Consider the following 17,925-nt stretch of genomic DNA (forward strand, 5'->3'; position numbering starts at 1 on the left):
GAGGATCTCCGCGATGGTCGTCCCATGGAGCCGATCGTCAGGACGTGGCCGCGCTGGGCCGGATACGCGGCGGGCGCGTGGTCGCTGGTCGCGGTCGGGCTGGCCCTGTACTGGGCCGGCGGTGGAGAGGCCGGATATCCCCTGGACGACGGCAAGAGCGTCGCCTGGCTGATCGCCGCCTGCCTGGGCGTCGGCGGGATCATGGCGGTGTCGAGCGTCCGGGACGTCGGGCGGCAGATGCCGCGCTGGTGGCCGCTCACCGGGATATGGGCGGCCTGCGTCCTCGCGGGGGCCGGGACGTTCGGGTTCGTCATGAACGCGCTGCAGCTCGCCTTCACCGGGACGGTCGACGACTGGCCCGCCTTCGGCGTCGAGGTCCTGTGCGCGGCGGGCGCGGCGCTGCTGGCGGGCGCCGCGCTGGCGTATCAGCGCGGCACGGCCGGAGCCTGCGCCCGGTGCGGCGAGGTCCATGCCGGGACGGGCGCCGTGAAGCGTCCCGCGCCCGTGTCGGCCGCGCCGCCCGGGGTCCGCCGGGCGGCCCACGCCGGGATGCTGGCGTTCGCGCCCTACATCGTCATGAAGACGACGTGGGCGTTCGGCGGCTCGTTCGCGGGGATCGACGGCGAGCAGGTCGTCGCCGAGTTCGAGCGCAACGGCGCGTCCGGCCTGATCCTGACGCTGGAGAAGTACGGGCTGGACTTCACCACACTGTCCGCGCTGCTGGGCATCTTCCTGTTGCTGGGTCTCACGCGTGAGTGGGGGCAGGTCTTTCCCGGATGGGCGCCGTTCTCGGGGCGCAGGGTGCCGCGCTGGCTGCCGCTCACGCCCGCATGGCTGGGCGCCGTGACGCTGGGTCCGTACGGCGTCGTCGCGACGTTCGGGTACCTGCTGCCGCCCGTGATCGGCCTGGGCGACCTCCCCGACGAACCGCTCCTGCACGGATGGTCCGGCTGGACGGTCGCGGCGTGCGGGATCGGCGCGTTCGCCGTCTACGGGGTGGCGCTGGGCGTCGCGGCGTGGTCGTACCAGCGCCGGACGCGGCCGCGGTGCGTCAGTCCTGGAAGTCCGGGGGACGGTGCTCCTTCCGGGCCTTGATCGCTTCCTCGAAGTTGTGGGTGGTGAGGCGGACGTACAGCTGGGCGAGCCCTTCCTGGCCCATGTGGGCCTCCAGGCTCGCGGCGTCCAGGCTCGACCACAGCATCCGCTTCGTCAGCTCGGTGCCGGGACGGCTGAACCCGGCGATCCGCTCCGCGAGCTCGTAGCAGGCGTCGAGCAGCTTGTCGCCCGGCACGACGCGGGAGAGCAGGCCGATGCGCTCGGCCTCGGCCGCGTCGACGTCCCGCCCGGACAGCATCAGCTCGAACGCGCGGGACGCGCCGATCGCGCGCGGCAGCAGGTAGCTGAGGCCGAGTTCGCTCGCGGTCAGCCCGTTGTTGATCCCGGCCGCGCGGAACAGCGCCGTGTCCGCCCCGAGCCGGATGTCGGCGGCCAGGGACAGGCACAGGCCGCCGCCGATCGCCGGGCCGTTGACCGCCGCGATGACCGGCTGGTGGACGCGGCGCATCGCGCGGATCACGTCGTCCAGCAGCTCCATCGAGCGGAGCGCGATGGTCGGCAGCGTCAGCCCCTCGATGCCGGGGATGTGCCCCGGGTTCTCCAGGTCGGCCCCCGAGCAGAACCCGCGCCCCGCGCCGGTGATCACGACGACGCGGGTGCCGTTGTCGCGGCCGACCTCCTCCAGCGCCTCGCGGAACGGGACCATGACGTCGAACGCCATCGCGTTCATGCGCTCGGGCCGGTTGAGGGTGATGAGCGTGACGTCCGGGCGCGGCTTGTCGATCAGGACGAAGGGCAAAGCGGGCCTCCCAGGGTGACCTAACAAGCGTTAGGTTACATGCGCGGGAACTCCGGTGGCGCAAGGCCCCGCTCGACCACCTTCGCCAGCTCCTCGTCGGTCAGGACGCGCGGCTCGCCGATCATCCTGGCCCGGACATAGACACCGCACAACCACTCCAGCAGACGCGCGTTCTCGAACGCCTCGTCCAGATCACGGCCGATCGTGACTCCGCCGTGGTTGGCCAACAGCGCGGCCCGCTTGCCGCCCGCCATGGCCGTCCGGACGTTCTCCGCCAGTTCGGGCGTCCCGTAGGTGGCGTACTCGGCGACCTTCACCACGCCGCCCAGCAGAAGCGTGTTGTAGTGGATCGGCGGCAGCTCGGACATGGTCGTCGCGACGACCGCGCCATAGGTCGAGTGCGTGTGCACGATCGCCGTCGCCGGGGTCGCCTCATAAAGCGCCAGATGCATGGGCGTCTCCGACGACGGCGCCCGCTCACCCTCGACGAGCTGCGACGACAGGTTCACCACCGGGCAGTCGGCGGGCTCCATCCGGTCGAGCATCATCCCGGCCGGCGTGACCGCGACCAGGTCGCCCGACCGGACGCTGATGTTGCCGGACGCGCCCGTCACCAGACCGGTATCGGCCAGCCTGCGGCCGATGGCGCACAGGTCGTCCCGTTCCTTCTCCAGCAACATGCGAATACCTCTCACATTCCGCGGTTCTCACCGCGTACGCTACGGCCCTGACGATCATTAAGGGGCGGGTCATGACCGTTGTCACCATCGGCGCGCACATCCTCGACGTGCTCGCCCGGCCCGTGCAGGGCATCCCGGACGGGCAGGACACCGTCGTCGTGGACGAGATCCGGGTGACCGCCGCCGGCGCCGCCGCCGGGACCGCCGTCGCGCTCGCCCGGCTCGGCAACGAGGTGATCTCGGTCGGCGCGATCGGGGACGACGACCTCGGCGACCTGCTCGTCACGATCATGGAGCGGAACGGCGTGGACGTGGCCGGGCTCGTCCGGCGGACCTCCGACCAGACCAGCGCGTCCATCCTGCCGATCCGGCCGGACGGCGGGCGGCCTAGCTTCCACGTCCCCGGCGCGAACCTGACCCTCACCGCGGGCGCGGTCGGGCCGGGCCTGCTGGGCGCGGCGAGCGTGGTGCACCTCGGCGGGCCGGACGTCACGTTCGGGCTCAACAACCCGGCGTTCTTCGGCATGCTGGCGGCCGCCCGCGAGACCGGCACCGTGGTGACCATGGACCTGCTGTCCAACATGCCCGACCTGCTGACCGGCGCCGCCGCGTTCCTGCCCCACGTCGACCACTTCCTGCCCAACGAGGAGCAGGCCGCCCTGATGACCGGCGAGGACGACCCGGAGAAGGCCGCCGCCGCGCTCCTTACGCAGGGGCCGGGCACCGTCGTCGTCACGCTCGGCGGGGACGGCAGCCTCGTCGCCACCGCCGAGGACGTGCACCGGATCCCCACCCTTCCCGTGGACGTCGTCGACACGACCGGCTGCGGCGACGCGTACTGCGCCGGGTACATCACCGGCCTCGTCCACGGCAAGGACGTCCTGGAGTCGGCGCTCTGGGGCACCGCGGCGGCGGCGACCGTCGCCCAGGGGCTCGGCTCCGACGCGCGCCTCACCGGCCTGGACGCGGTCCTCGCCCTGCTGGGCTGACTCAGATCTTCTGCTTCTGGTCCTCCCAGTACGGGTCGCGCAGAAGGCGCTTGTAGAGCTTGCCGGTCGGCGTCCTCGGCATCCGCTCGACGAAGTCGATCGAGCGCGGGGCCTTGTAGCCGGCCAGCGAGCCGCGGACGTGCTCGATCAGCTCGCCGGCGAGCGCGTCCGACGGGACGGCGCCGTCGCCGAGCTCGACGGCGGCCTTCACCTGCTCGCCGAACTCCTCGTCCGGGACGCCGAACACCGCGACGTCCCGGACGGACGGGTGGGTGATCAGCACGCCCTCGATCTCCGCCGGGTAGATGTTCACCCCGCCGCTGATGATCATGTCGATGACGCGGTCGGCGAGGAACAGGTAGCCGTCCTCGTCCAGGTAGCCGACGTCGCCGGTGGTGAACAGGCCGCCCGCGCGGTGCACCGAGCGGGTCTTCTCCTCGTCGCCCCAGTACTCGACGTCGTCGCCGGACGTGTAGCGGAAGTAGATCTGGCCGCGCTCCCCCGGCCCGGCGGGCTCCCCGTCCTCGCGCAGGATGTGCACCTCGGTCGTGGGCAGCGGGCGGCCGACGCTGCCGGGCCTCTCCAGCCACTCCGGCGCGGTGATGACGCTGTTCACCGACGCCTCGGTGGAGCCGTAGTACTCCGAGACGATCGGGCCGAGCCAGTCGATCATCCGCCGCTTGACCTCGGGCGAGCAGGGCGCGGCGCCGTGCCACACCACCGCCAGGCTGGAGCCGTCGAACGCCGCGCGGGTCCCCTCGTCCAGCCTCAGCAGCCGGACGAACTGCGTCGGGACGAGATGGACGTTCGTGATCGCGTGCTCGTCGACGAGCCGGAGCGTCTCGGCCGGGTCGAAGCCGCGCCGGATCACCACCGACCGCCCGACCAGCAGGAACATGAACGACCACAGCCACTGGGCGGAGTGGTAGACGGGCCCCACCAGCAGCGTCCGGCCGTCCGGCGGGATCCGCAGGATGTCGGCGAACACGTCGCCGAGCAGCGTCGCCGTCTCGACGGGGGCGCCCACGCCCAGCATCTTGCGGCTGACGCCCTTCGGCCGGCCGGTGGTGCCCGACGTGTAGAACATCGGGAAGCCCAGGGCGGGATCGGCGATCTCCTCCTGGCCGCCCGTCTCCAGGAACTCCTCGTACGGGGTGAAGCCCTCGACGGGGTCGCCGAACGCGACGCGCGCCGCCAGGTCGAGCCCTTCGGACGCCTCCCGCGCGATGCCGCCGAAGGCGTCCTCGGAGAACAGCGCCCGCGCGCCGGCGTCCTCCAGGACGTAGCGGAGCTCATCGGCCGTCCAGTGCCAGTTGACCATCACGTAGCGGAGGCCGATGTGGGAGGCGGCGCACATCAGCTCGAAGTACTCGCGCCGGTTGCCGGAGTGGATCGCGATCGCGTCGCCGGTCGCGAGGCCGAGGCCGCGCAGGGCGTTCGCAAGACGGCCCGTCCTGGCGTCCAGCTCCCGCCACGACGTGCTGCCGCGCTCGTCGGTGATCGCGGGTTCGTCCGGCCTGGCTTCGGCGTGCGGGGTGAGCAGGACGGCCATCGGCCACCTCCTGGAGCGCGACTAAATCCTAGAACGCGACTCTAAAACCAGGTGGGCCATAATGGCCAGGTCAGGCTCCGACGACTCGGGCGGCGCCGGCGAGGACCGCGTCGGCCGCGGCGGCGAGCTGCTCCAGCCGGGAGACCTCCGTCCGGTGGAACGGCGGGGCGCCCGTCCTCGCCACGACCAGCGCCACACCGCCCCCGGCGAGCGGGCACACCGCGAACTGCGTGCCGTCCGGCGCCGTGAACGCGCGCGGCCGCAGCGGCAGCAGCCCCGGCAGATCGGCGCCCGGCTCGCCGCCGGCGCTGGCGTGCACGAGGACCGCCCCGCGCTCCCCCTTCGGCTCGGCGAGACCCGCCCAGTCGGCGCTCAGGATGGCCGGGACGGCGTCGGCGAGGATCTCCGCGCCGCGCTCCGGAGCGGCCGCCACCTGCCCGATCACCGCCGCGTCCGGGTAGGCGCCCTGCGGCTCGGCCGTCGGCCAGATCCCGACGACGCTCACGCCGGGCACGGATTCGAGCCCCTCGGCCAGGCGCTCCACGCCCGCCCCGGCCGGCCAGGCGACGGTGAAGTCGTCCATCGCCCGGCCCTTGTCACGTTCCAGCACGGCCATCTGGACGACGTCCACGCCCGCCGCCCCCAGGGTGCGCGCGACCCGGCCCAGCGAGCCGGGCCGGTCCGGCAGGCGCACGCGTATCCGCAGCAACATCGCCACCTCCAGTCTTCGTGCGAGGCCCCCAGCCTCGGCGACGGCCGTTTCCCTCGTGTTACCCCGAGGTGTCGTTCGAAGAAAACGGCACGGGAAGTCGGTGCTGGAATGGCGGGTACAGGTCAAACTAGAGTCCGGTGAAGGTCATCGGATGGCCTGTCACCTCCTGCCGCCCACCACTAAGGTAACTGCACGTGTCGAGGGACGGGGAACCCCCAGTCAGCGAGGACTCCGGAGCCGGGCCGGAGCCGGCGCCCGCCGGGAACGGGGCGGCCGCCGTGCCGGGCGTCCCCGAGGCGGTCTTCCGCGCCGAGATGAAGGACGCGCTCGCCGGGCTCACGGCGCGGCTCGACCGCGAGCACGAGCGCGCCGCGCACCGCGAGGCCGTCATCGACCGGTTGCACGAGGAGAACCAGCGGCTGCGGCGCGGGGAGCTGCAGGCGATGCTGGAGCCCGTCCGCGCCGCGCTGTACCGGCTGCACGACCAGGCGCGGCGCGAGTCCGGCCGGCTCGCCGCGCCCGGCCCGGCCGAACCGCCCGATCCGGAGCAGACGGCGCTGCTGCTCGCGGCCGTCGCCGACGACGTCGCCGACGCGCTGGCGCGGCTCGGCGTGGAGAGGTTCACGGTCGAGCCGGGCGCGCCCTACGACGCGGCACGGCACCGCCCGGTCGCGGTCACGCCCGTCGACGACCCGCTGAGGGACGGCACCGTCACGGCCGTCCAGTCCGACGGGTTCGAGCAGAGCGGGAAGGTGCTGCGCAAGGCGGCGGTCAGCGTCGGGCGCCTCGCCGTGACGGCGGACGACGGGAACGGGAAGGCGGTGGAGGCCGGCTCGAACGGATCCGGGCCCGCCGCGGGGACGGGCTCGGGCCTGGGCGGCGGGACGGGCCGCGACAGCGGGGCGGGCGGCACGGTGAACACCGGACAGACGACGAACAGCGGGTGAGAGGGACATGGCCGTCTACGGGATCGACCTGGGAACCACGTACTCCTGCATTGCCTCCATCGACGACGTTGGGCGGCCCGCGGTCCTGCGGAACCTGGAGGGCACCGACACGACGCCGTCCGTGGTCTTCTTCGAGAGCGGCGAGAACGTCGTCGTCGGCGCGACCGCGAAGGACACCGCGGTCCTGGAGCCCGACAACGTCGTCAGCCTGATCAAGCGGGACATGGGCCGGGACGTGACGCGCCCCATCCACGGGATCGACTTCACCCCCGAGGAGGTGTCGGCGTTCATCCTGCTGAAGCTGGCGACGGACGCGCGCACCACCACCGGCGAGGAGACCCGGGACGTCGTCATCACCGTCCCCGCCTACTTCGGCGCGGCCGAACGCGACGCGACCCGCAAGGCGGGCCGGATCGCCGGGCTGAACGTCATCGACATCGTGTCCGAGCCGATCGCCGCCGCGATCACCTACGGCGTCCTCAACCCTGAGCAGGACCGCACCATCCTGGTGTACGACCTCGGCGGCGGGACGTTCGACACCACGGTCATCACGCTGCGCGGCGGCCACATCGAGGTGGTGTGCACCGACGGCGACCACGAGCTGGGCGGCGCCGACTGGGACGCGCGGCTCGTCGAGCACCTCGCCGAGCGGTTCCGCGCCGAGCACGCGGACGCGGGCGACCCGCTCGACGACAAGCAGACCGAGCAGCAGCTCCGCCGCGACGCCGAGGACGCGAAGAAGGCGCTCACCACGCGCACGTCCCACACCGTCCGGGTGATGCACGGCGGGCGGGTCGCGGCGGTCGAGGTGACGCGGGAGAAGCTGGAGGAGCTGACCAAGGACCTCCTCGACCGCACCGTGGAGATCACCGGCCGGACGCTGTCGACCGCCGCGGAGAAGGGCGTGGACGACTACGACGACCTGGTCCTCGTCGGCGGGTCCACCAAGATGCCGGTCGTCGCGGCGCGGCTGGAGACCGAGCTCGGCCTGGCGCCCCGCCTGCAGGACCCCGACCTCGCGGTCGCGAAGGGCGCTGCGCTGTACGCGTTCGAGGAGACCTACCGTCGGCTCGTCCGGGAGGGCGCCGCCGAGCGGGCCGAGGAGATGGCGAGCCGGGCGGGGCTGTCGGCCGAGCAGCAGAAGCAGATCGCGGGGCGGCAGATCAAGACGGTCGCCTCGCACGCCTTCGGGATCGTGGTGGTCGACCGGGAGACCGGCGCCGAGAACGTCGCGCACCTCGTGCACGCCAACGACGAGCTGCCCGCCGCCAAGACCGAGGACTTCTTCACCGTCTACGACGACCAGACGTCCGCCGACATCCGGGTGGTGGAGCAGGCCGGGGTCGTGGAGTCCGCCGACCTGATCGACAACACCGAGATCGCGACCGGGGAGATCCGCGTCCCGCCGGGCAAGAAGGCGGGCTGGCCGATCGGGGTCACGTTCGCGCTCGACTCGTCGGGGCTGCTGAACGTCACGGCCGTGGAAAAGGAGACGGGCGAGCGGCTGGAGCTGAAGGTGGACGTCGGCGGCATGTCCGAGGAGGAGGTCGAGCGCTCCCGGAAGGCCCTCTCCCGGGTCCAGGTCAGCTAGTACCAGCCGTCCACCGGGAGGCGCCCGTGGCGTTCGACGACGACTACCGGCGGGAGGTGCTGGAGCCCGCGCGGGCCGCGGGCGACCAGCCTCCCGAGGATCTGCGCGTCCGCTACGCGCTGGCCGATCCACCGTCCTCCGGCCCCCGCCCACCGTCCTCCAGCCCCCACCCACCACCATTCAACGGACGAGCTCCGCTCGACGCTCCGCTCGACGGACCGGCGGTCGCGGCGCGGGTGAAGCAGGTCCGGCAGTGCTGGCGGCGGGCGCGCGGGCAGCTGAAGTACCGCAAGCTGATCGACCGGCTGGAGGCCGAGCACCGCGAGCTGGCACCGCTGTTCGCCGCCGCCGAGCGCGGCGACCCGCGCGCGCTGGAGGCGCGGCTGCGCGGCGGCGCGGAACGCACCGAACGGCGCCGCGCGGAGGCCCGCGCCCGGCTCGCCGACGCCGCCGGGACGCTGCGGATGGCCACGCCCGCCGAGGTCGAGAGCATCGCCCGCGCCGGCGGCGTGACCCGCGCCGAGCTGGCGGAGCTGGCCGCCGCCGACCGGGTCGAGATCCGCGAGCCGGACCGGCTGCCGTCCGCCGCGCCCTACCCCGCCTACCGGAAGGTGCGGGAGTCGCTGGACGTCCTGGGAAGGCGGCACCTGGCCGACTTCCTGTTCGGCGAGCGGCTGACCGGCCCGATCCGGCTGCTGGACGGCTTCGCCGCGCCCGGCGGCGCCCTGCGCCCCGACGAGGACGCGGTCGCGGCGGCCGGGGCCGGGTGGGCGCGCCGCAGCCGCGACACCAGCACCACCCACGCCGACACGATCCTGGCGGCGCTGCGGTCGGGGGCGGAACTGCCCGAGCTGCTGCTGTTCGACATCGCCGACCGTCTCCGCGAGCGCCTGCGGCAGCGCGCGTCCGAGCGCGCCCTGCTCCGGTACGCGGTCGAGGACCTCGGCGTCGAGCAGGGCGACGCGCGCCGGCTGGTGTTCGCCGTCGTCCGCGAGACCGGGCCGGGCGGCGGGCTCGCGGGCCGCCTCCGCGCACTGCTGGACGCGGGCGACGTGTACGCGGCGGCCGAGCTCGCCGACGCCGCGAAGATCCCGCACCCGTCACCGGACGCCGAGGCGTCCGAGGAGGAGGTCCTCGCCGCCGAGGCCCGGCACCGCCTCGACACCGCGCTCCGCCTCCGCGAGACCGCCACCGCCGAGCCCGACCCGGACCGCGCCCACCGCCTCCTCGCCGACGCCCTCCGCCTCGTCCGCGACCTTCCCGGCGCGGCCGCCCACCAGCTGCGACTGCCGCCACGTCCCGTCCCCGCCGCCCGTGCCGACGCAGGCCGGCCGGGCGAGGCGTCGGTAAGGGTGTCGTGGGAGGTTTCGCCGTCCACGGCGGGAGAGATCGGCTACCACGTCGTGCGGCAGCGGGCCAGGGCACCGCGCGATATGCGCGACGGGGAAGTGATCGGCGGCGCGGTGGACGAGCGGCCGCCGGTGAACGTGCCCCTGTACTACGGGGTGTTCGCGGCGCGGGGGGAAGCCGTCGCGGCGCCCGCCGTCGCGGGGCCGGTGATAGTGCGGCCCGAACCCGGGGAGGTCGAGCTGCTGGCCGGGGACGGGCAGATCACCGGACGGTGGCGGTGCCCGGTGGAGGCGGCGCGGGTCGTCGTCGTCCGCGAGGGGCAGCCGGTCCCGGCGGGAAGGGACGGGTTCCGGGAGCGCGTCCCGAACGGGCGCACGCATCACTACCGGATCGCCGCCGTCTACCTCGACGCGTCCGGGCGGGAGGTCGTCACGGACGGGGTCCGGGCGTCCGCCACGCCGAGCGCGCCGCCCGAGCCGGTGTACGAGCTGGCCACCGACACCGGCGCGTCCGATCCGGGGCTGGTGCGGGTCCGGTTCGACGCGCCCGGGAACGGGACCGTGGAACTGGTGCTGTCGGACGGCCCGCCGCCGTGGCCGCGCAGCGCGCTCGTCCCGCTGGAGGAGGTGCGGCGGGAGACGCGGCGGCTGGCGTGCACGCCGGCGCCCGGCGGGCTCGACGTGCGGCCGGGGGCCGGCGGATGGCTGCTGGCGGTGACGGTGGCCGAGGGCACCGCCGCGATCGGCGCCTACCACCGGCACGTGAACCTGCCCCCGCCGCGCCGGCTGGTGGCCGAGCGGCGCGGGGCGTACGTGCACGTCGGGTTCGACTGGCCGCCGGACGTCGCCGAGGTCGACGTCGTCTACCGGGTCGGCCGCGAACCCGCGCAGACCGGCGACCCGCGCTCCAGCGAGGTGGTGACCAGGGCCGCCTACGACACCCAGGGCGGGATCCGGCTCGCCGTCCCCGAGGACGAGCCCGTCGAGCTGTCCGTCGCCGCGGCCGGGACCGTCGGCGGCACGCGTGTGTCCGGGCCGCCGGTCACCGCCGAGGTGGCGGCGCGCACGATCGTCCGGTACGACGTGCTGCGGTCGGGGCCGCCGTGGCGGCGGTCGCTGACGATCCGGCTCACTTCGTCCCGTCCGCTGCGGGTGGCGCGGCTGTCGCTGGTGCTGCGCACCGGGAAGGTGATGCCGCATCGCGCCGGCGACGGCGAGACGCTCGGCGCGTGGGAGCAGGTGCCCGTGCCGGGCGAGCTGTCGCTGGACGTGCCGGACGCGTCCGGGCCGTACTGGCTGCGCTGCTTCGCCGACGACGACGTCGTGGAGCTGAGCGACCCCCCTGTCCGCCGGCTCCGGGTCGCATGATGACCAGACCGCCGGCCCGGTTGGCGATCCCCGGGGTGCCGTCCAGGCAGGACGTCACCTGCCCCTACTGCTTCGCGCCGGTCGCGGCGCAGCGGATCCTGTTCCGGTGCCGGGGGCAGTCCGGGCGGCGGCAGGGCTGCGCCCCGGAGCTCGACGAGAAGCTGGCCGAGTACACGGGGTCGACGGCGGGCGCGTCGCTTCCGCCGGTGTTCGCCGCGTCGGGGCGCCGGGGACGGGCCGACTGCCCCGAGTGCGGGCTTCCGACCGGGAACCGGGCCTGTCCCGAGTGCCACAATCCGCTGCCGTCCGCGTACTGCGACTCGCCGGGGCGGATCGTCGCGCTCGTCGGGGCGAAGAACGCCGGGAAGAGCACCTACATCGCCGTCCTGCTGCACGAGCTGATGAACCGGGTCGGCACCGAGCTGGACGCGTCGCTGGTCGCGTGCGACGACCGGACGATCGACCGGTACAAGCGCGACTTCGCGCGGCCACTGCTGGAGGAGCGGCGGCTGCTCCCGACGACGGCGAGTGCCGCGACCGGGCCGCGCGAGCCGCTGGTGTACCTCCTGACACGGACGCGGAAGGGCCGGTTCTCGCGTCCCCGCAACGACTCCCTCGCCCTGGTGCTGTTCGACACCGCCGGCGAGGACCTGCGGAGCCGCGAGGCCACCGACCTGCACCTGCGGTACCTGGAGGCCGCCGACGCGATCATCTTCCTGGTCGATCCGCTGGAGCTGCCCGGCGCGCGGACCGGCGTGCGGGACACCGTACCGGGCCCGCGCGCTGCCGCGGAGGACCCGGACAGCGAGCCGCTGAACATCATCGCGCGCGTCACCGAGACGCTCCGGCAGCGGCACGGCACCCGGCCGGGCGACCCGCTGCCCGTCCCGGTCGCGGTCGCGCTCACCAAGATCGACGTGCTGCGGCCGGGGCTGCTGAAGCAGTCGGCGCTGCACCGGTCGCGGTCCGGGCAGGGCGTCCTCGACCTGGACGACAGGGACGCGGTGAACGAGCAGGTCCGCGCGCTGCTGCACGACTGGCAGGCGGGGCAGCTCGACACCTACCTCGGGCAGCAGTACGCCGACCACGCGCTGTTCGGGCTGTCGGCGCTCGGCGGCGTCCCGGAGGCCGGACGCGTCGGCGCGGGCGGTGTCCGGCCCTACCGGGCCGAGGACCCGCTGCTGTGGCTGCTGCACCGGTTCGGAATGCTCGACGGCGTCCGTCCGGGAGGGGCGTAGCGGTGGCCTGGCAGCTGCACTACACGTCGGCCCGGCGGGGCCCCACCGGCCGGGCCGGGTTCCAGTTCGTCGCCGAGACGCCCGGCCTGCCGGACGGGGCGCGGGCCGCGGTGACGCCGTACCTGTCGTACCGTCCGCCGCCCGACGCGCCGCTGTCCCCCGGCGACTCCGAGCTGGACCTGTTCCCCGTCTCGCTGCTGTACGACGAGGTGGACGGCCGCCCGCTGCTGCTGCGCTGCCGGTACCTCGGCCGCGACTACTCGGGCCGCTACGGCAACTTCTTCGCGCACGCGGTGGTGGCGGAGCCCGAGGAGCTGGAGGGGCTGCGCCCCGCCGAGCTCTGGCAGGCCGCGCACTGGACGCCGCTGCCCGCGCCGGAGGCCGTCCTCGATCCGCTGGACGAGCTGAACCCGGGCGCCGGGCTCGATCCGGAGTCCCTCGCGGAGTGGCTCGCCGACTCCGGCCCCGGCGACCCCTACGCGCTGCTCGCCCAGCTGGTGGACGCCGTCGCGGGAGTGCTGGGAAGGGGCCACGGGCGCGTCGTCCTGGTCGCCGACGACGTCGAGCTGGTCGCCCGCTGGATCGCGGTCGTGTCGTACTCGCTGCCGGTCGCGGCGGCCGCCCGGCTGTCGTTCGTCACCTACACCGCCGACCCGGACGGCGCCGCGCAGCGCCTCGTGGGCACCACGCCCGCCGTCTGGGCCGCCGCTCAGAACCATGCCTCGCACGCCGCCGTCTTCGACCTCCGCCAAGGCGCCGAGGGCGGCCGGGCGAGCCGCTTCGCCCGGACCGTCGCCGGCTGCTGGCGCGTCCGTGACTTCGGCGGCCTGGACACCCTCGGCGAACTGGCGCCGCTGAACGACCCCGCGCAGGAGGCGGCGGCCGCGCTGCTGGCGCTGTGCCGGGGCGACGCGACCGTCACGGCCGGCGAGGAGGGCGCGGCGGCGGAGTTGCTGTCGCGACGCGGGCCCGGCATCCCCGAATGGGTGTGGCGCGACCTCGTCCCCGGCGTCCCGTCCATGGGGCTCGATCTCGCGCTGGCCCTGCACGAGCGGGCGCGGGAGGCGGGGGCGGCGGACGTCGCCCGGCAGTGCGCGCTCCGCGTCGGCGAACGGGTCTCGGACGCGCTCGCGGAGGCGACCGGTCTGCGGGACGTCGCGGAGGCGGCCGGGGTGGCCGAGCGGGCGCGGGTGCCGCTCGATCCGGCCGAGGTGAGCGCGTCGGCGGCGCGCTGCGTCCGGCACGGCTCCGCCGAGCTGCGGGCGGCTCTGGCCGGCTGCCCGGCGGGGGCGCGGGACGCGCTGCTGGACGGCGCCGTCACCGGGCTCGCCGACGCCGAGGGGCGGACGGCCGTCCTCACGCCCGGGAACTGCGATCTCCTCTACGAGCACGCCGAGCGGCTGCGCCGCGTGCCCGCCGCCGCGATTCCGGTGCTGACCTCGGTCGGGCGGAGGCATCCGGGCCGCCGGACAAAGGTGACCGGCGAGCTGTTACGGCTGGACGGCGGTGACATCGAGGCCGCGCTGCGGCGGATCTGGGCGACGCCCCCGTCCGCCGCCGAATGCGCCGAACTGCTCGACGCGCACGGGCCCGCGGTCCATCCGGCGCTGGCCGGGCTGCCGTCCCGGACGTTCACGCGGCTCGCGTTCCCGGGCGGCGACGCGCTCGCGGACCCGGCGACGCTGCGGCTCGCCGACCGGGTCCGCGAGCTCATGCCGGACGGACGCGCCGCACACGACGCCGCCCTCGTCCAGGCGTACGGGAAGGCGATCACCGCGGGCCCGGCCCGGGCCGCCCGCGCAATGGACCAGATCGGCGGCTCCGGCGGCGCCACCCCGCAGCTGGCCGGAGAGGCGTTCACCGGCGCGGCGCGGCGGCTGTTCCTGCGGCCGCCCGGGTTCCGGGCGGAACTGCTGGCGGCCGTGTCCGCGCCCGTCCGGGCCCGGCTCGGCGAACAGTGGACGGCCGAGCTGCCGGGCCGCGTCCGCGCGGGGCGGACCCCGCTGCGCGGCGGCGAGGTCGAGCAGCGCAACGCGCTGGTCGAGGTCGTGCTGCGGCTGCGCAAGCGCGGCGTCACCGAACCGTCCCTGGAGACATGGGCGCGGGCGGCGGCCGGACGCTGGCTCGCGGCGAAACAGCTCGACGCGCATCTGGCGCGCCGTCCCGAGCTGCGGGCCGAACTGCGGGACCTCCTCGCGGAGGGAACGCCGTGAACCCCCTCATCGTGCTGCTGCTGGTCGCCGTGTGGGTGGGCGTCATGTGGCTCGGGTTCATGTACGTGTTCCCGGTGCTGTTCGCCGCCACACTGATCGTCGCCGGCGCCACCGCCCTCGGCGTGTACTACCTGCACGCCTACCGGACGCTCGCGCCGTCCACCCTGGAGGGGCCGTCGCCGGTCGCCGCGCCCGGCATCGCCTACCGGCACTACCTGCTCGGCCAGGTGTGGCGCGACTGGTGGACGATCAGCCGCACCGTCGCCCCGCAGGTGTACCGGACGGCCCGCAGCGTGGTATACCACCTGACGAAGACGCTTCTCGGCGGCCCGTGGGGGTTCTTCGTCTTCCCGGTCTGGCTGGCGCTCTGCACGGGCATCGTCGCCGCCGCCGTTCCCGCGTCCGTGTTCGTGCTGGCGCTGACCGTCCTGTACGGGGCGGTCGCGGCGGTCGGGCTCGCGGTGTGGCTGGCGTGCGTGCTCGTCCTGGCGGCGGTGGAACGCGTCTTCATGATGTACGGGCGCATCCTGCAGACGTGCCCGCACCCGTTCTGTTACGAGCGGATCGGCCTGCCCGAGTACGAATGCCCCGGATGCGGGGCGCGGCACGGGCGTCTCGCGCCCGGATCGGGCGGCGCGTTCCGGCACGTGTGCCGCTGCGGGGCGCGCCTGCCCACGACCGTCCCCCTCGGGCGTTTCCGTCTCGCCGCGTACTGCCCGCACTGCGGCGGGCGGCTCCCCGAGCGGATCGGGCGCGTCCGGGTGGAGCCGCTGCCGTTCGTCGGCGGTCCGGCCGCCGGCAAGACCACGTTCATGGTCCTCGGCATCCGGGCACTGCACGCGCAGACCCGCGCCGCCCACGGGAGGCTCGCGTTCGTCGAGCAGCGGCACGCGCAGGCGTACGCGGGCGCGATCCGCGAGTTCCAGCGCGGCGGACGCCTCGCCAAGACCGGACCGGAGCTTCCCCTGGCCACGATGGTGGACGTGGAGCTGCCGGGCCGCGCGCGGCGCATCCTCTACCTGTTCGACCCCGCGGGCGAGCACTACACGGGCGCGACCGAGGTCGAGTCACTGCGCTACCTCGACCACAGTGAGGCGCTGCTGTTCGTCGTGGACCCGTTCGCCCTCCCGCAGCTCCGCAGGACGCTCACCGGGAACGAGAGGGAGTTCGTCGACGAGGCGGCCGTGTCGTCGGAGGAGGACCCCGCCGACACCCTCCAGCGGGTGCTGAACGAGCTGCGCTCCCGGCCCGACCAGGGACGGCAGAAACGCGTCGCCGTCGTCGTCACCAAGACCGACCTGCTGGCCCGCACGGAGATCGGCCGCTGCCTGGACCACGACGCCGACCTGCGCGAATGGCTCGGACGCGTCGGGCTCGGCAACACCGTCCGGACCCTCGACCAGGTCGCCGGCCAGGTGCGCTACTTCGCGTCCGGGCTCGGCACCGAGCCCGGGGACGTCGCCGACCTGCTCGGCTGGGTGACCGGGCTGCCGCCGGCCGCGGCGTCCAACGGGGACCGCCCGCCCACCGACGTGCCGCAGGAGCTTCCGGGGACGGCGCCGCTGCGCGCCCCCTGGCCGGTACGCGGCCGCGGTTCGGACCGCGTCCCGGCCGGCTACCAGCTCGGCCGCTGGGCCGTCCTGTCCGGCGTGTCCGTCCTGACCATCGCCACCGTCACCGGCGCGGTCGTCGCGGCGGCGCAACGATTCCCGTTCTGACGCCTGTTCCGGACCCGCCCCGGCGCACCAGGGTTGCGTCACGGAACTGACCACGCGTACCGTCGGCCCTGTGATCGTTCGCATCGGCATGGCCCCGGCCGCGTCCACTCTCGGGCCGGAGGCGCGTGTTTGATTGCAACCCCCTTGGCGTCGGGCGCTGGGCGCCCTCCTTCGGCGGGCGTCGCGGCGATCGCTGCATCGCTCCGACTCGCCTCGCGGCTCGCTGCGCGATCAGGTTCTCGCGAGCTCGAACCTGGCTTCGCACGCGATCGCACGCATTGAAGTTGTTGCGTGGCTGAGACCAATAGTGAACTCAGGCGCACGTGAGCCTGTTTGCGATCACCTTGTACTCGGCGATGGGATGTGTCGTTGGCAGGGCAACGAGTGATCAGCGCGGACGCAGGCTCGAAAAGGTCACTTCACCGCAGACGATCGGGGTGCGGCAGGAGAACGAGCGGTGATCTTTGAGAAGGCGTAGTCACCTCTGCGCCGGTGATGGTGAATGACATGGGCACCGCCACCACGATTCGGTGCGCGGCGCTCCGTCCCAACCCGCCAAACCTCGGGCAAGGCTTTCGGACGCAGCTACACCAGTCGACCTCCTCAGCCGTCAACAACCTGACTGCGTGCGATCGCGTGCGAAGCCAGGTTCGAGCTCGCGAGAACCTGATCGCGCAGCGAGCCGCGAGGCGAGTCGGAGCGATGCAGCGATCGCCGCGACGCCCGCCGAAGGAGGGCGCCCAGCGCCCGACGCCAAGGGGGTCGCAATCAACACAGCAGAGGCCCGGCTCGCCCGGGTCCGGCGGGTCAGCGGGCCCGCCTCGCTGGACGAGTTCGTGCCGGATCTTGACGGGCTGGAGGCGCATCTCAAGCGGCTCGTCGAGGCCGGGCTGTCGAAGTTCGTGCTGGCGCCGCTGTCGCCTCCGGACGACTGGGACGCCGAACTCGCCGACGTCCGCGACGCCGCTTTGCACCTGCAGACCCGCCGCTGAGCGGCGCGCTAGGCCGGGGCCTGCCGGTCCAGGGCGTCGAGGATGAAGGCGGCGACCTCGTCGGCGAGCCGGGCGGCGGTCTTGGGGCCGTCCGCGCGGTACCAGGACGGCATCTGGTTGACCATGCCGAGCGCGACGATCGTGACCGTCTCGGCGGGCGTGGCGGTGCCGAACACCCCGTCCCGCTGGCCCTGCTCGATGAGCCCGCGGAACGTCACGTGGTAGCGGCGCCGGTCGTCGCGGACCGAGCGCATCCGGGCGCCGTCCAGGCGGTGCATCTCGCGGGAGAACACCTTCGCCTCGTCGATGTGCTCCGCGGTGCTGCGGATCAGGCCGGTCAGCACCGCGCGGACGGCCTCGCGGGGCGGCGGCGACTCCGCCAGCACGGCGCCGAGGTCCGCGAGCTGCCGGGCGATCAGCGAGTGGTAGATCTCGTAGAGGAGATCGTCCTTGGAGTCGAAGTAGTGGTAGAGGGCGCCCTTGGTGACCTCGGCGGCCTCCACGATGCCCTGCACGGACGTCCCGTCGAAGCCGCGCTCGGCGAACAGCCGGAGCGCGGCGTCCAGGATCCGCCGCTCGACCGCGCTATGCCGGACGGGCACCGTGGACTCCGGCACCGTCGACTCCGGCACCGTGTCGACGGCCGGTTCGGTTTCCGGCACCGGACGCACCTCCCTCGGACGCGGGCATTGACTCGGATGGGCCCTGCGCATAGCTTGCC

At 74.1% G+C, this 17,925-nt stretch carries 14 protein-coding genes; 9 read left to right on the forward strand and 5 right to left on the reverse strand.

Annotated features, from left to right (window positions below; all coding sequences use genetic code 11):
* Window positions 1-24: 24 nt before the first annotated feature.
* Entirely contained in the window at window positions 25-1,095 is a 1,071-nt protein-coding gene (locus ACQPZP_RS28980) for a hypothetical protein (RefSeq protein WP_433472892.1), read from the forward strand.
* Here the strand turns inward: ACQPZP_RS28980 and ACQPZP_RS28985 are convergent.
* On the reverse strand, window positions 1,052-1,855 hold the full coding sequence (locus ACQPZP_RS28985; RefSeq protein WP_433472893.1) for an enoyl-CoA hydratase: 804 nt from the start codon (window positions 1,853-1,855) through the stop codon (window positions 1,052-1,054). The genes ACQPZP_RS28980 and ACQPZP_RS28985 overlap by 44 nt on opposite strands.
* A 35-nt stretch (window positions 1,856-1,890) precedes the next feature.
* Entirely contained in the window at window positions 1,891-2,535 is a 645-nt protein-coding gene (locus ACQPZP_RS28990) for a class II aldolase/adducin family protein (RefSeq protein ID WP_433472894.1), read from the reverse strand.
* A gap of 71 nt (window positions 2,536-2,606) precedes the next feature.
* Here ACQPZP_RS28990 and ACQPZP_RS28995 point away from each other — a divergent pair, with 71 nt between their 5' ends.
* Complete coding sequence (locus ACQPZP_RS28995; protein ID WP_433472895.1) at window positions 2,607-3,524, forward strand: carbohydrate kinase family protein; 918 nt, start codon at window positions 2,607-2,609, stop codon at window positions 3,522-3,524.
* A 1-nt stretch (window position 3,525) separates the two neighbouring features.
* Here ACQPZP_RS28995 and ACQPZP_RS29000 read toward each other — a convergent pair whose 3' ends face one another.
* Window positions 3,526-5,076 carry an AMP-binding protein gene (locus ACQPZP_RS29000; protein ID WP_433472896.1) on the reverse strand — a complete coding sequence of 517 codons (1,551 nt, stop codon included), beginning with the start codon at window positions 5,074-5,076 and terminating at the stop codon, window positions 3,526-3,528.
* 70 nt (window positions 5,077-5,146) lie between these two features.
* Window positions 5,147-5,788 carry an ACT domain-containing protein gene (locus ACQPZP_RS29005; RefSeq protein ID WP_433472897.1) on the reverse strand — a complete coding sequence of 214 codons (642 nt, stop codon included), beginning with the start codon at window positions 5,786-5,788 and terminating at the stop codon, window positions 5,147-5,149.
* Window positions 5,789-5,982: 194 nt separating this feature from the next.
* Between ACQPZP_RS29005 and grpE the strand changes: the two genes are divergently transcribed.
* The 7 genes from grpE to ACQPZP_RS29040 all read left to right on the forward strand — a co-directional run bounded on the left by grpE (window position 5,983) and on the right by ACQPZP_RS29040 (window position 17,204).
* Window positions 5,983-6,735: a nucleotide exchange factor GrpE gene (grpE, locus tag ACQPZP_RS29010; RefSeq protein WP_433472898.1), complete on the forward strand. Its 753-nt coding sequence runs from the start codon at window positions 5,983-5,985 to the stop codon at window positions 6,733-6,735.
* A 7-nt stretch (window positions 6,736-6,742) separates the two neighbouring features.
* Complete coding sequence (locus tag ACQPZP_RS29015; protein WP_433472899.1) at window positions 6,743-8,326, forward strand: Hsp70 family protein; 1,584 nt, start codon at window positions 6,743-6,745, stop codon at window positions 8,324-8,326.
* Between the two features lie 26 nt (window positions 8,327-8,352).
* The gene (locus tag ACQPZP_RS29020) at window positions 8,353-11,043 is read left to right on the forward strand and encodes a hypothetical protein (RefSeq protein ID WP_433472900.1); all 2,691 of its coding nucleotides are present in this window, start codon (window positions 8,353-8,355) and stop codon (window positions 11,041-11,043) included.
* A complete protein-coding gene (locus ACQPZP_RS29025) occupies window positions 11,040-12,281 on the forward strand; it encodes a TRAFAC clade GTPase domain-containing protein (RefSeq protein WP_433472901.1) in 1,242 nt (413 codons plus the stop codon). Before ACQPZP_RS29020 ends, ACQPZP_RS29025 begins: the two co-directional genes overlap by 4 nt.
* A 2-nt stretch (window positions 12,282-12,283) precedes the next feature.
* Complete coding sequence (locus ACQPZP_RS29030; protein WP_433472902.1) at window positions 12,284-14,494, forward strand: hypothetical protein; 2,211 nt, start codon at window positions 12,284-12,286, stop codon at window positions 14,492-14,494.
* On the forward strand, window positions 14,491-16,212 hold the full coding sequence (locus tag ACQPZP_RS29035) for a TRAFAC clade GTPase domain-containing protein (RefSeq protein WP_433472903.1): 1,722 nt from the start codon (window positions 14,491-14,493) through the stop codon (window positions 16,210-16,212). The genes ACQPZP_RS29030 and ACQPZP_RS29035 overlap by 4 nt, the downstream gene beginning before the upstream one ends.
* Window positions 16,213-17,048: 836 nt before the next feature.
* A complete protein-coding gene (locus ACQPZP_RS29040) occupies window positions 17,049-17,204 on the forward strand; it encodes a hypothetical protein (RefSeq protein ID WP_433472904.1) in 156 nt (51 codons plus the stop codon).
* A gap of 8 nt (window positions 17,205-17,212) precedes the next feature.
* Here the strand turns inward: ACQPZP_RS29040 and ACQPZP_RS29045 are convergent, their stop codons facing one another.
* On the reverse strand, window positions 17,213-17,866 hold the full coding sequence (locus tag ACQPZP_RS29045) for a TetR/AcrR family transcriptional regulator (RefSeq protein WP_433472905.1): 654 nt from the start codon (window positions 17,864-17,866) through the stop codon (window positions 17,213-17,215).
* Window positions 17,867-17,925 lie beyond the last annotated feature (59 nt).

This window comes from Spirillospora sp. CA-142024 (genome assembly GCF_050942325.1).
Taxonomy (GTDB): domain Bacteria; phylum Actinomycetota; class Actinomycetes; order Streptosporangiales; family Streptosporangiaceae; genus Spirillospora.

Coding starts and splice junctions, on each gene's coding strand:
- ACQPZP_RS28980 (WP_433472892.1), top strand. CDS start 25: ATGGAGCCGATCGTCAGGACGTGGCCGCGCTGGGCCGGATACGCGGCG.
- ACQPZP_RS28990 (WP_433472894.1), bottom strand. CDS start 2,535: ATGTTGCTGGAGAAGGAACGGGACGACCTGTGCGCCATCGGCCGCAGG.
- ACQPZP_RS28995 (WP_433472895.1), top strand. CDS start 2,607: ATGACCGTTGTCACCATCGGCGCGCACATCCTCGACGTGCTCGCCCGG.
- ACQPZP_RS29000 (WP_433472896.1), bottom strand. CDS start 5,076: ATGGCCGTCCTGCTCACCCCGCACGCCGAAGCCAGGCCGGACGAACCC.
- ACQPZP_RS29005 (WP_433472897.1), bottom strand. CDS start 5,788: ATGTTGCTGCGGATACGCGTGCGCCTGCCGGACCGGCCCGGCTCGCTG.
- ACQPZP_RS29015 (WP_433472899.1), top strand. CDS start 6,743: ATGGCCGTCTACGGGATCGACCTGGGAACCACGTACTCCTGCATTGCC.
- ACQPZP_RS29025 (WP_433472901.1), top strand. CDS start 11,040: ATGATGACCAGACCGCCGGCCCGGTTGGCGATCCCCGGGGTGCCGTCC.